At 51.8% G+C, this 13801-nt stretch carries 11 protein-coding genes; 6 read left to right on the top strand and 5 right to left on the bottom strand.

The features are described 5' to 3' along the window. Nucleotides 1-42: 42 nt before the first annotated feature. From ACYVIY_RS11125 to ACYVIY_RS11115, 3 genes are all read right to left on the bottom strand, one after another. Complete coding sequence (locus ACYVIY_RS11125; protein WP_460976417.1) at nt 43-642, bottom strand: RNA polymerase sigma factor; 600 nt, start codon at nt 640-642, stop codon at nt 43-45. Between the two features lie 99 nt (nt 643-741). Continuing rightward, entirely contained in the window at nt 742-2445 is a 1704-nt protein-coding gene (gene ade, locus ACYVIY_RS11120; protein WP_460976416.1) for an adenine deaminase, read from the bottom strand. A gap of 3 nt (nt 2446-2448) precedes the next feature. Beyond that, nucleotides 2449-3654 (bottom strand): acyltransferase family protein, encoded by a 1206-nt coding sequence (locus tag ACYVIY_RS11115; protein ID WP_460976415.1) that lies wholly within the window; start codon nt 3652-3654, stop codon nt 2449-2451. 132 nt (nt 3655-3786) lie between these two features. Between ACYVIY_RS11115 and ACYVIY_RS11110 the strand changes: the two genes are divergently transcribed. Next, nucleotides 3787-5466 carry a UxaA family hydrolase gene (locus ACYVIY_RS11110; protein WP_460976414.1) on the top strand — a complete coding sequence of 560 codons (1680 nt, stop codon included), beginning with the start codon at nt 3787-3789 and terminating at the stop codon, nt 5464-5466. A gap of 81 nt (nt 5467-5547) precedes the next feature. Next, entirely contained in the window at nt 5548-6321 is a 774-nt protein-coding gene (locus ACYVIY_RS11105) for an SDR family NAD(P)-dependent oxidoreductase (RefSeq protein WP_460976413.1), read from the top strand. A 51-nt stretch (nt 6322-6372) separates the two neighbouring features. Here the strand turns inward: ACYVIY_RS11105 and ACYVIY_RS11100 are convergent, their stop codons facing one another. Beyond that, the gene (locus tag ACYVIY_RS11100; protein WP_460976412.1) at nt 6373-7545 is read right to left on the bottom strand and encodes an FG-GAP repeat domain-containing protein; all 1173 of its coding nucleotides are present in this window, start codon (nt 7543-7545) and stop codon (nt 6373-6375) included. 108 nt (nt 7546-7653) lie between these two features. Between ACYVIY_RS11100 and ACYVIY_RS11095 the strand changes: the two genes are divergently transcribed. From ACYVIY_RS11095 to ACYVIY_RS11080, 4 genes are all read left to right on the top strand, one after another. Continuing rightward, complete coding sequence (locus ACYVIY_RS11095; protein WP_460976411.1) at nt 7654-8553, top strand: helix-turn-helix transcriptional regulator; 900 nt, start codon at nt 7654-7656, stop codon at nt 8551-8553. 108 nt (nt 8554-8661) lie between these two features. Continuing rightward, on the top strand, nt 8662-10053 hold the full coding sequence (locus ACYVIY_RS11090; protein WP_460976410.1) for an alpha/beta fold hydrolase: 1392 nt from the start codon (nt 8662-8664) through the stop codon (nt 10051-10053). A gap of 177 nt (nt 10054-10230) precedes the next feature. Next, nucleotides 10231-11085 carry a fumarylacetoacetate hydrolase family protein gene (locus ACYVIY_RS11085; RefSeq protein ID WP_460976409.1) on the top strand — a complete coding sequence of 285 codons (855 nt, stop codon included), beginning with the start codon at nt 10231-10233 and terminating at the stop codon, nt 11083-11085. Nucleotides 11086-11183: 98 nt separating this feature from the next. Continuing rightward, nucleotides 11184-12014, top strand: a complete 831-nt coding sequence (locus tag ACYVIY_RS11080) for an amidohydrolase family protein (protein WP_460976408.1) — start codon at nt 11184-11186, stop codon at nt 12012-12014. Nucleotides 12015-12090: 76 nt separating this feature from the next. Here the strand turns inward: ACYVIY_RS11080 and ACYVIY_RS11075 are convergent, their stop codons facing one another. Continuing rightward, nucleotides 12091-13647, bottom strand: coding sequence for an FG-GAP repeat domain-containing protein (locus ACYVIY_RS11075; protein ID WP_460976407.1), 1557 nt, complete (start codon nt 13645-13647; stop codon nt 12091-12093). Nucleotides 13648-13801 lie beyond the last annotated feature (154 nt).

Genomic DNA, 13801 nt, shown 5'->3' with positions numbered 1-13801 from the left:
CTACCGGGCAGAGTCAGGTTTAGGAATAAGCAGTATTAGGTATTAAAGAGAAACGTTTTCTGGTGTTACGTAGCGCTTGAGGTTGCTCATCGCGCCGAAAATCAGGTTATAAACCGATTGGATATTGATCTGCATGAGGGCTGAAATTTCTTCGTTGCTCATGTTCTGGAAGTAGCGCAGATGAACAGCCTCACGTTGACGGCGGGGCAGTTTTTCGAGGGCCTGATGCAGGCAGTCGTTCATGTACGAATCTTCCTCATGCGAAATAAGCAGATTCTCGTGCGATTGGTCCGCGCCCGGCAGCATATCGCCCACCCGGCGACCATTGGTGATTTCGTCCTGACTAACCAGCTTCTGTTCGGCGGTCAGGTGACGGACCAGCTTCCGCTTGATAGACGCCATCAGGTAGAACCTAACCGAGGTGGTTGGCCCAATGGTCGTACGGTGTTTCCACAGCTCAACGAACAAGTCGTGAATGCAATCTTTAATCAGTGCCCGATCCGTTGCGAAATGAGCACAGTAATGGTAGAGAGTTTGCACGTAGTTCTGATACAACCGAGCGAACGCGTTTTCATCGCCACCACGAAACTGATTCCATAATGTTTCGTCGTCGGGGCCGGTTTGTGTACGAGAGCGAGCCATGAGAGGGTAGGTAAGGGTTGGGAATAGCCTTGAGGTCTGTAAACATATTCATAAAAAATTGAATTAAAAACGGTAAGCAAATAAAATTTTTTATTGGCCTTATTTGATTATTTGAAGGGGGGCGAACGAAAACCGCTTTCCGTCAAATAAGCCTTTGTTACTCAATTTCAAATCGGGTATAACTAAGAGGGCCATGAACGATAACGTCATGAACGGAGCGGCCAACGTACTGCCCAGTTCCTGCTTCGCGTACCGGTCGAGGGCCGTATACTGCTCCGCGATCTCGTAGCCGTCGCGGTCGGTCATCAACCCGGCAACGGGCAAAGGAAGCAACTGCGTATCGGGCGTGGTTGTCAAGTGCAGAAACTCCCGGCGGCTCATCACTTCCTGATTATTCTGCTCTTGCTGACCAGTAACCGCAGATAATCCGCCGTTCGCTTCGATTACCAAATTAACTGCCCGGCAGATGCTTTCGTCATCGCAGCCAACAGCCGTGATATTATGCGAGTCATGCCCAACCGATGAGGCAATTGCGCCCTGGGTTAAGCCGAAGTTTTTGATGAAGCCAACGGCGGGTGGTTCGTCGTGGTACCGGTTCACGACGACCAGTTTCAGGATGTCGCGTTCGGGGTCCGGTACGATATAATTTTCGGCCACTTTAGGTTCCAAATGCAGTTCATTGGTAACAAGCTGTCCGTCGAGGGCTTCGATAACCCGAATCTGCCCCCCGGATGACCCGTCAAACGTGACGGCAAAGTCGCTCGCCGTTTTCGGTGAACAGGTAAACTGATTGACGTGTGCACTCCGCAAATCAGGAATGGCTGATTGACCATATTCAGCCACAACCTCCCCATTGATGACCGTTTGCTGTACCTGAAAATCGAGCAGGTTGTTAATCACGATGTAATCAGCAGGGTCGCCTTCGCGTAATAAACCGATCGGCAACCGATAATGCAGAACCGGGTTCAGGCAGGCTGCCCGCAGGACGTTCCAGAGCGAGTGCCCCTTGGCAAGGGCACGTAACACCAGTTGGTTGATGTGGCCTTCCGCGAGCGTATCGGGGTGTTTATCGTCGGAGCAGAACATGATCTGTTCCGGAAACTCAGCCAGCAGGGGAATCAGGGCCTCAAAGTTGCGGGCGGCACTGCCTTCTCGAATCAAGATACGCATGCCCCGCCGGGCTTTATCGAGCCCTTCGGCGTAGGTGAAACATTCGTGATCGGTGCTGATTCCAGCGTCGATATAGCGTTGCGCATCGTCACCAATCAGACCGGGCGCATGTCCGTCAATGGGTTTGTTGAACGCCTTGGCCAGCGCAATTTTCAGCATCAGTTCCGGGTCCTGATTCAGCACGCCCGGAAAGTTCATAACCTCCGCCAGATAGCCGATTTCTTTCATGGCCAGAAGCTTACGTACATCCTGGGCGTCGATGGTTGCGCCAGCCGTTTCAAACGTAGTAGCAGGCACGCAGGAAGGCGCGCCGAACATGAATTTGAACGGAACCCGTTTGCCTTCTTCAATCATGTACTCGACACCCCGTACGCCTAATACGTTGCCGATTTCGTGCGGGTCGGAAACGGTACCTACGGTTCCATGAACAACCGCCAGCCGGGCAAACTGGGGTGGAGTAAGCAGCGAGCTTTCGACATGGACATGAGCGTCGACAAAGCCGGGGAGAATATACGGTTCGCCGGGACGCTCCTGCCCCAGGCGGTCTATCTGTACAATACGTCCACTTTCGGTGGTCAACGTGCCGTGAAAGATTGTTTGATCAAAGAGATTGAGAATGTTTGCCGTTGGCATAAGTTATATGCGGATAAAGAGATTACGGCGGTACATCCACCGAAGCATGAGGTAAAAAATAAGTAGCGTGACTGCGCCGATAAGCAGCGGTTCGTAGGCGGGTCCGAACACCTTAAAGGGGCCATGACCGAGGTGCGTATATAATGAATGAACGATGAAGCGATCGATCAGGTGTACCAGGCAGTAAATCGCGATGGAGTTCATGCCCACTACGATCAGCGGAAAGGCCCACTTCCGGTAATTCAGTACGTCGATGAGGTAATAAAAAAGGGCCAGCAGGCCAAAGCACCAGCCTCCGCTGAACAAAACCCAGGCAGGTGTCCAGATGCGTTTAACAACCGGGCAAATACCGGTGATATGCAGCAGAAACCCCGCAACCAGTCCAATGACACCGGCTATCAGGAAGCGTCTCAGTAACTCACGGGGCGTTAGGTTCGACCGCAACCACCAGCCCGCCTGTAGGCCAAGCAGCATTGTGCCGAGCGTTGGAATGAAGCTGAGCGTTGCGTAGCCACCTCCGTTGTATAAAAAGGGTTGTTCTCTGGGGAATAGGTTCAGAAACCACGTATCAAAGGCCCAGGCGAGGTTGCTGTTCTTGTTGAAATGCGCCATTAAACCGGTGTAATGTTCTGGCCAGTCAGGTGGAACGCCCACCGACGCATAATCAAACGTAGCACCCGGCGCAGGGTACAGCACAAACGCCAGCCAGTACCCCATAAGCACGACACCCAACGCAAACCAGGCGGTTCGAGGCCGGGTGTTGCCCAGAAGAAACAGAAAGGGGTAACCCAGGCCGATTTGCGTAAGGGTATCTTCAAAAGTGAAATTCGTTTGATCGGCGTGGGTTGATCGGAGGAAGATACCCAGCAGAATCAGAATCAGAGCTCGCCGAAGGGCACGGCCGAACTGCATACCAAATGACTGCCCCTGCTTGGCCCGGCTGGCCAGTGAGTAGGGCAGCGCAACTCCCACCAGAAACGAGAACGAAGGCTGAATTAAGTCGTGCAGTGAACAGCCTGCCCACTCAACGTGACTTTGATGATACGTTAGAAATGCCCAGAACTGGCTGTCCGGAAACGCTTCCTGCAACTTATGAAACCGTAAAATCTCGGCCGCCATCAATGTCATCACAAAGCCTCGGTAGGCGTCCATCGACATCAAACGGCCAGCCAGGAAGCTGGTGCGCTTTTCGGGTAAAGGGGTAGGCATGTTCGGGTAGGAAAGTAGAGGCCAAAACTTGGGATTGACGGCCACTTTCGCAATAGCGCCCGACAAAGTTTTTGCGGTAGGTGGTATATTTCGGCTGAATACGTCTCTTTACAAGTAAAAACATATTTTCTGATGCTTGCCCGTGTGCTGAAAGTTCATCCTGCCGACAATGTGATCGTGGCCTTGCGCGACTTGTCGGCTGGAGAAAAGATTGCGTTTGAGAACGATCTATACGAGTTGCCGTACGCCGTTGGGGCGAAACATAAATTTGTTACCGAAGATCGCCAGCCGGGTGACCCGATTATCATGTACGGTGTCCTGGTTGGTAAGGCCACAAAGCCCATTCGTCGCGGTGAGCCCATTACGACGTTCAACCTCAAACATGATGCCGACCGGTATAGCCTCGACAAAAAACAACCGTATTCCTGGCAGCCGCCCAACGTGGCGCACTGGCATGAGCGTACGTTTATGGGCTATCACCGGGCCGATGGCAGCGTCGGAACGCGTAATTACTGGCTGGTAGTGCCACTGGTGTTCTGCGAAAATCGGAACGTACTGATCCTGAAAGATGCGTTTGAGCGGGAGCTTGGCTACGCCCAACCCGAAACGTACCGCGAACAGGTACATGAGCTGCTGCATCTGTATCAGGCGGGCGATATTGGCACGATCAAGAAGATGCAGCCGTTCGTCGATGAATCGCAGAATAAAACTCTGACAAGCTTAACTGAGCGTAAAGTGGCCAGTCGTCCGTTCAAACATGTTGACGGCATCAAATTCCTGACGCACGAAATGGGATGTGGCGGCACTCGGCAGGATTCAGCGTATTTAGGTTCGTTGCTAGCGGGATTCATTAACAACCCGAACGTAGCGGGGGCAACGGTGTTAAGTTTGGGTTGTCAGCATCTGCAGGCCGATACCATCGAGAAAGAGATCAAGCGGCAGAATCCCAAATTCAATAAACCGCTGCTGATTTACGAACAGCAGAGCGGTACGGAATACGCCCTGATGGCGCAGGCGGTGAAAGAAACATTTCTGGGGCTGATCGAAATCAACAAGATCGAACGGCAACCGGCTCCGCTGAGCGCCTTAACCATTGGCCTGAAATGCGGTGGCTCCGACGGATTTTCGGGAATTTCGGCGAATCCGGTGCTGGGGCATTTGTCGGACGTATTAGTTGGGCTGGGTGGTAAAACGGTGCTGGCTGAATTCCCGGAACTGAACGGCGTAGAGCAGGAACTGATCAACCGCACGACCGACGTAGCCAAAGCTCAGAAGTTTATTGACCTCATGAGCGGTTACTCAGCCCAGGCCGAAGCGGTGGGCTCCGGCTTTGACATGAATCCATCGCCCGGAAACATCAAAGACGGTCTGATTACCGATGCCATCAAATCAGCCGGGGCCGCCAAAAAAGGCGGTACAGCTCCTGTTGCTGATGTGCTCGACTACGCAGAGCCCGCCAGAACACCGGGTCTGAGTTTGCTTTGCACACCTGGCAATGATGTTGAAGCCACAACCGGAATGGCGGGTTCGGGGACGAACGTCATTTTGTTCACCACCGGATTAGGAACGCCTACAGGCAATCCCGTTTGCCCCGTCGTGAAAGTGTCGACGAATACGACGCTCAAGAACCGGATGCCCGATGTGATTGATTTCGACAGCGGCCCCATTATCGACGGCGAGCAAACGATTGAACAAAACGCCGATGCCTTGCTAGACTACATTATCCGCTTGGCTTCGGGCGAAGAAACTACCCAGGCCGAACGGCTCGGACAAGATGATTTTATCCCCTGGAAACGCGGGGTATCCTTATAATTAATTAGCGAAGGAATGATTGAGTGAATGAGCGATTAAATCTTTCACTCAATCACTCATTCGCTCAATCACTCATTGATCATGTTTTCGCTCTCAAACAAAACAGCTCTTGTTACGGGTGGCGCCAGCGGTATTGGTCTGGCTATCTCTCAAACCTTCGCTCAGGCGGGCGCAACCGTCCATATTCTGGAAGTAAACGCCGATCTGGCGCAGCAGGTTGCCGAACAAATTCAGGCCGATGGCGGGCAAGCTCAGGCGCATGCGGTGGACGTATCGGACCAGGCACAGGTCATTGATACCGTGAACCGCATTGCTGAACAAGGCCCTATTCATATTCTGGTTAACAACGCCGGTGTGGCGCACATCGGCCGGGTAGATACCACGACCGAAGCCGATTTCGACCGCATTTTTCGCATTAATGTGAAAGGCGTATATAACTGCCTGTACGCGGTTATTCCGCACTTCAAAGCGAACGGGGGAGGGGTGATTCTGAATATGGCGTCAGTAGCCGCTACGTTAGGCTTATCGGATCGGTTTGCCTATTCCATGAGCAAAGGTGCGGTGCTGACCATGACGCTCTCGGTGGCCAAAGATTACCTGAACGATAATATCCGATGCAACTGCATATCGCCTGCCCGAGTGCACACGCCTTTTGTGGACGGATTCATCGCGAAGAACTATCCAGGTAAAGAAGCGGAGATGTTCGATAAGCTTTCGAAAACGCAACCCATCGGCCGTATGGCTAAGCCTGCGGAGGTCGGCGCTTTAGCTTTGTATCTGTGCTCCGACGAAGCCGGATTTGTAACTGGCTGCGATTACCCTTTAGATGGTGGATTCACGCGGTTAAATTCCTGATTGATTGTAGATAAAAGCTGATCACTGTCGGGTATGAGTACCCGGCAGTAACTACCTCTTACTCAACAGCAGACCATCCGCATCGCGGAAGACACCGAAATAAACATCGGGTAAGCCATCTTTATTTAAATCGGCAACTTCTACAGCGATTGCTTCTTTGCCAGCCCCTTCGGGCAGGAGTTGTTTTGTCTGTTCGGTAAACCCGCCTTTGCCGTCGTTTAGCAGCGCCTGCGGACCGGCACCAAATACGTTGGCCAGGATGAGATCGAGGTCTTTGTCGTTGTCCAGATCGACAAACTGCGCGTCGGCGGTATTGAGGTTGTTGATAGCCTGGTAACGCTGTGCCGTCTCGTCGGTGAACACGCCTTTGCCGTTGTTAATCAGCAAGCGATTGGCCGGATTCTTCGTTTTTCGGAAGTTGACGTTCGAGAAATGAATATCCAGATCCCCGTCGTTATCAATGTCGGCCAGATCCACTTTTCGCGTTTCTTCGCTCCCGGCCTGAATCGGTAGGCGACCCGCTGTGACGTTGGTGAACACGCCTTTGCCGTTGTTCAGATACAGCTTGTTGTCGTCTTCGTTGCCAAAAATCAGGTCCAGATCGCCGTCTTTGTCGATATCGGCCGCTTCAACGTCCTGCGTTACGTCCTTGTCTTCGGGCATACGGCCAGCGGTTTCGTTCGTAAACTTTCCCTTGCCGTTGTTCGTCAGAAAGAAGTCCTGCCCATCATTCCCCATGATCAGGTCGAGGTCACCGTCTTTATCAAAATCACCAGCCACGACCGCATTGCTGATGCACTGAACCGGAAACTGATCGCTGACATCTTTAAATACGCCCTTCCCGTCGTTGAGGTGATACTCGTGTACTTTATCGTCTTCGCTCACGAAGATGATGTCGGTATCGCCATCGCCGTCGAAATCACCGAGGGCAATGTCTTCGTGATCGTGGTTTTTGGCCGTCAGTCGTCCTGCGGTGCCATTCGTGAATACGCCTTTGCCGTCGTTAATGAGGATTACGTTCGGGCGGAATTCCGAGGCAATGATCAAGTCGAGGTCGCCGTCTTTGTCGATGTCCAGCGGCTCAACATCCATCGAGTTGCTGATGAGGTCGAGCAGGGGCAGGTTGGTTTGGGATACGTCGGCGAACTGAACCGGTTTTGGAGCGGAGCTAGTCAATACAACGCTGAAGGCGGCTAGCGTTAGCCAATGAGCCGAATGTTTCATGCGATTAAATTTTGCAAAGTTTATTGAAAGCCGAAATCGACCTTTTGTCAAAAACTGCTTTTGTTCGGTGGGTCCGCCGGATAGTTTCGTTGCTCACTACGTATAACCATGACTCATTTCAAGCCTTCCGACGACGCGCTCTTCATCAGCAGCGCACGACCTGATGGTAGCAAAGCCGTTTATTCCCGACTGCATACGTTCCAGCGGGTCGATACGGACGCGCCAACGGTATCGATCAAGTACGTCATGCAGGGACTGGAAAACTACCGGGTCAATCAGCATACGCATCAGGTCCGGAGTGGTGAGTTTTTGCTGGTGAACCAGGCACAGTCGCTGGAAATCGATTTTGCGTCACAGCAGGCCGTGCTGGGAATTTGTCTGTACGTGAATGAGCGGATCATGAACGATGTGTACCGCAATATGACCGGCGATGATGGGCGTTTGCTGGATAACCCGTTTTCGACTTCGTGCCGAGCCTTTGATTTTTATGAATCCGTCTGCTCGGTCCATGACGATACGTTAGGCCAGTTTCTGGAACACCTCGCCTGGCAAACAGATTTGAAAACGGGCGAGATCGCCATTGATCCCGACGAACTGTATTACCAGACCGCCGAACGGCTGCTGCGGTCGCAACTACGTATTGCCGGTGTCATTAATCGAATGTCGGCCCAGCAGGTTAGCACACGTACCGAGTTATTTCGACGCGTAAATCTGGCCAAGCGGATGATGGACGCCGACGTGCAGACGAACTGGACCGTAGTCGAACTGGCTTCGCAGGCGGCCTTGTCAGAATTTCACTTTTTCCGCACGTTTAAGCAGGCGTTTGGCGTGTCGCCCCGCCAGTATCTCATCCAGAAGCGACTCCAACGATCGGCGAGTCTGTTAAAAACCAGGCAATACGCCATCGCCGACGTAGCGTTTCTGACGGGCTTCTCCGACGTGTTTGCATTTAGCAAAGCTTTCAAAAAAGTGTACCGAACCACACCAGCGGCTTATCGTATAGAATAGCAGGTTTTGACAAAGGCCACAGAATGATACCTACCTAGTTTTGCCCGGAATGATTTTGGGAGTGGTATAATCCAGAGGAGCGAGAAGTAGATTTGACAAGTAAACATCATGAAACGTATTAATGTAATTGTTCAGTTTGTGCTGCTGATGGGCATCGTTCAACTGGTGACGGGGCAGCACCTTAAAAAGCGCGGAGTCATTGGGGTTGTTCCCGCTCCGGTCAGCGAAACCATCGCTAAATATGTAGGCTTGCCGAAAGCGGAAGGCGTGCTGGTGCAGCAAATTGTTCCAAACACAACAGCGTCTCAGATCGGTATTCAGGAGAAAGACATTATTACTAGTGTAAACGGCGTCCCCATCAAAGGGCCTCAGGAACTGATCGCGCTGTCCCAGAAACTGACTGAGGGTGATGCGGTCAAGGTTACGTTTATCCGCAACAAGCAGGAGCAGATGCTGTCGGGTAATGTGAAAGCGCGAGCCAACGAAGTGGCACCTGATTTAGAAATGGTGTACGACGAATTTCCGTTTCAGAACGGCTACATACGCGCACTGGTGAAGCGCCCTAAAGGTTCGGCGGGCAAGAAAATGCCGGTTGTCTATTTTATCCAGGGAGCGTCCTGCATGACGATGGGCTATCTGCCGCCCGTCGATCCGTATCGGATGGCTACCGATCAACTGGCGCGGAAAGGGTATGCCGTGTATATGGTCGAAAAGCCCGGTATGGGCGATTGCGACGGCACTCAGCCCTGCGCCGAAATTGGTTTCAATACGGAGCTATCGGCGTTCCAGAAAGGGTATGATAAGCTGATGACGTACGACTGGGTCGATAAGAACAACGTATTTCTGTTCGGGCATTCGCTGGGCGGTATTGTAGCTCCGTTGCTGGCTGAGCAGTACAAACCTACGGGTGTCGTTGTCTACGGCACGGTTGTACGTACCTGGCATGATTACATCATTGACATACTACGTGATCAGAAAACACTGGAAGGCGCTGATTTTGCGACCGTAGAGCAGGACTTGCAGGCGTTTCGTGAACCGATGTACCAGTACTTCTACGGGAAAAAGTCACCGCAGGAGCTGGTTAAGGCGAATCCGGCCGTGGCGCAGCAGTTCGACAATATGTTTGGTTACGACGGGAAGAACTCCCTGATCGGACGACACTATACGTTCTGGCAGGAGCTGAACGATAAGAATCTATATGCAGCCTGGAAAAATACGTCGGCTCCGGTCTTAGCCATCTACGGCGAGGCTGACGTAGCGGCTCTGAAACCCGATGATCATATTCAGATTGCCAACATCGTCAATCGGTACCATCCCGGTAACGGGGAGTATTATTTTCTCCCTAAAACCGATCACATCTTTGTTGAATCGGGCACGATGCAGGAGTATTTAAAGGTGAAAGATACCCCCGAATACGAGCAGCTGTTACGTGACAAATTCAATACAAAACTGATTAACAAGCTCGATGAATGGATGAAGCAGAAGCAGACTAAAAGTTAACGGATATCGCTAAAGAGGGTACTGTTCGGCCGTCTGGTCATCAACGTAACGTCTACGCTGATGACCAGACGGCTTTAGTTTAGAGCGAAAGATACGCTAACAAAACTGGTCAAATGTTGGGCTTATGGTTAAAAACAGCCGTACTTGCTCTTTTCTTGAAAACCTGATAGTGAGTACATGAAACTTTTCCGCTTCGGCCAGCCCGGCCATGAACACCCAGGCGTTGTGCTGTCCACTGGTCAATCCGTCGACGTAACGCATTTCGGCGAGGATTACGATGAATCATTCTTTGCTTCCAATGGCCCCGAGCGGCTCGCGCATTGGCTGGAAAGTCACGCGCAGAATTGCCCCGAAGTATCGCCCGACGAGCGTTTTGGCTCATGCGTAAGACGACCCTCTAAAATTGTGTGTGTAGGCCTGAACTATGCCAAACACGCGGCCGAAACGGGTGCTCAACCACCGGCCGAACCCATTTTATTCTTTAAATCAACAACGGCGCTGTGCGGCCCGAACGACGATGTCGTCATTCCGAAGCGGTCGGAGAAAACCGACTGGGAAGTTGAGTTGGCGATTGTTATTGGCAAAAAAGCCAGCTACGTAGAGCTTGATGAGGCTATGGAGTACATCGCCGGCTATGCCGTGCATAACGATTATAGTGAGCGGGCGTTTCAGTTGGAACGCGGTGGACAATGGGTAAAGGGCAAGAGCGCCGATACGTTCGCTCCACTGGGTCCGTACCTCGTGACGAAAGATGAGATTCCTAACCCGAACGCGTTGCGGCTGTGGCTTGATCTGAACGGCGAACATCTGCAGGACTCGAATACGGACGATATGATCTTCGACGTACCGACGCTCGTTAGCTACATCAGTCAGTTCATGACCCTACTGCCCGGTGATGTTATCTCAACGGGTACGCCTGCCGGGGTTGGTATGGGCTTGAATCCGCAACGCTTCCTGAAACCCGGCGACGTGGTTGAGCTCGGTATCGAAGGCTTAGGCGAACAGCGGCAGGTAGCGAAGGCGTATGTCTGAACCGGGATTTATAGGATTTAATGGATTTGTGAGATTTTGTTGTTCAATACCATAAAACGAAATCCTGTTAATCATTTATAATCAAGTTAATCCCGGTTATGACAATTGACGCCCATCAGCATTTCTGGCATTTTGACCCCGCTCGTGACACCTGGATTACGGACGACATGGCCGTGATCCGACGTGATTTTTTGCCCGCCGATTTAGAGCCGGTACTAAACGAGAACGGTGTAGACGGCTGCGTGGCGGTTCAGGCTGCGCAGTCGGAGGCCGAAACGCTGTTTTTAGTGAGCATGGCCCAGAATTACGATATCGTAAAAGGTGTTGTCGGTTGGGTCGATTTGCAGTCGGAGCAGGTTTACGAACGGTTGGAGGTGTTGTCGCAGTTTGAAGAAATTAAAGGTTTCCGGCACGTAGCGCAGGCTGAACCCGACGATTTTCTGATGCGGCCAGCCGTTATAAAAGGAATCCGTCAGTTAGCTGCCTTCGATCTGACGTATGATATTCTGATTTACCCGAGTCAACTCAAAGCCGCCATGCACCTGGTACGTGCCGTACCCGAAGTCAACTTTGTGATCGACCATCTGGCTAAGCCTTACATCAAAAAGAAAGAGATTAGCCGCTGGTCGAACTTCATGTCGGAGATTGCGAAGAATAAAAACGTGTCCTGCAAGCTGTCAGGCATGGTGACTGAAGCCGATTGGCACGACTGGGGCAAGAAAGACTTTTTTCCGTACCTGGACGTAGTGTTCGAGCATTTTGGCCCCGATCGGCTGATGTTTGGCTCAGACTGGCCGGTGTGCCTGGTTGCTGCCAATTATACGCAGGTCAAAACCATTGTCGAAGAGTACGTAAGCACCTGGGGTGATGAAGCTCGTAACAAAGTATTTGGCGCTAATGCCGTGGCATTTTACAATTTAAGCGCTTAAACTAAAAAGCTGACGCATAGACGTGGCGGGGCTATGCGTCAGCAACTATTGATCTCCAATCGACTTGTAGCTCGCCTTACTTCAACTTGTTCTCCAGCAGCATAATCCCTGCGCCGGGTTTGCGCCATTGCACCATCAGGTCCATGTACTTCGGGTTGAGAGCCCGGAAAAACGAGCCTAACAAAATATCCTCATCACCGTCCTGATCAACATCACCAGCCTCCAGTCGCAGCCAGCGCCCACGGTCAGCCATCGGAAACGTGCGAGGGGCGAAGGTTAACTTTCCTTTGTTTTCAAAGTAGATAAAGCTCTCGTTCGGGCGGTGCGCAAAATCCGGGAAGTGAGCAATCGCGGCAATATCGTAATCGCCATCTTGATCAAAGTCGCGAACTACGGTCTGAGTGGCACCGTACATTGGGTAAAACCAGGCTTGTTTAAACCGAAAGCGTCCGTCATTCAAAAAGATACGGATACCGTGGTAAGGCTTCAGTACAATGGAATAATCGGCGTTGTCACCATTGGCGTACACAATATCCTGATCACCATCGTTGTCGATGTCTGTCAGTTCAAAATAACTCGAACCATAAACGGATGGGAAACGGAGTACAGTCTCTTTCCGAAACGAGCCGTTCCGCTGATTATAATAAACCGCAATCTGTTCATCTCCCTGCGTTAAAAGGGCTACCACATCAGGCCACTGATCGTTATTTACATCCCGCACAAGCGCAACGCGTGCCCCTGGAACCGAATCGAGAATGTGCTCGGTATAACCCTGTGGTGTTTTCTCGAACCAGCTTAGCTTACCCAAGTAATTGCCAAACTGACAAATCACTACGTCTTCCTGACCATCGCGATTCAAATCGGCGGGTGTTGCGTTAACGGGGCGCTGCAGCTGCTTGATTTGTGGCGCTGGCGTTTTACTGGCTGGCGTTAGCCGGTCCCAACTCCCGGCCTGCTTGTCGTTCGGATTCAGAACACCCACCGACAATACGTCTATCCGTCCGTCCTGATGCGTGTACAGGTCCGTAGCGGGGCTGTCGAGACTAACAGAATCAATACGTTCGAGCTTCGGGTTCAGGGCGTATAAATGCGCGTTGGCATCACCCGCCCAGATACGCCCAGCCAGCGAATCATACCGCAGCAGCGTAACCATACCGTTGATAGCGCGATTCGACTGCCGGGCCTGAAACAAAGGCAACCCAGTCCGGACGCCTTCGTGTGCTGCCTGAGCGGGTAGTTTGTCAGGGGCTTTTTCGACGTAATAACTGACGATTTTCTGCCAGTCTGAATCATGAAGCGTTGGCCGTTCCGGAAAAATGTTGGCTTCGATAATCCGGGTCATTTCACCCGTATCGGTGAAATTGCCGAGTACGCTCACCTGCTGATTCGACTGCCCCATCCGCAGCGCCATCTGCGGCAAAACACCGTGCTGCCAGGTGGCTTTGTCCAGCAGCGATGGGTCAGGAGCAAGGTGACAGTTCCCGCAGTACGTTTGGCTAAGTTGCTGACCCGTTAATTGGGTGGGTTGAGGTAAGGCAGGAGCCGACGTAGTTTCTGAGGAAGAGGACGACTGACAGGCCGCAAACAGCAATGAACTATACGTAATGAAAAACGCTAACCGAACGAAACGCATACAAGACTCTTTTCACAAATATACCACAAAGCTGACGATGGCTTTCGTGAAACCATACCAAATGTAAGGTTTGCTGGTCGAGCGCCTTTAGGCAGGTTTTTACGACAGTAGTAAAGGAGCTAAACTAAAAAATGCGTTGCTTTGGTGAATAAAC

This window comes from Spirosoma knui, from assembly GCF_054780635.1.
The sequence above is the reverse complement of the archived record's forward strand: the minus strand, read 5'-3'. Positions and strand labels throughout refer to the sequence as shown.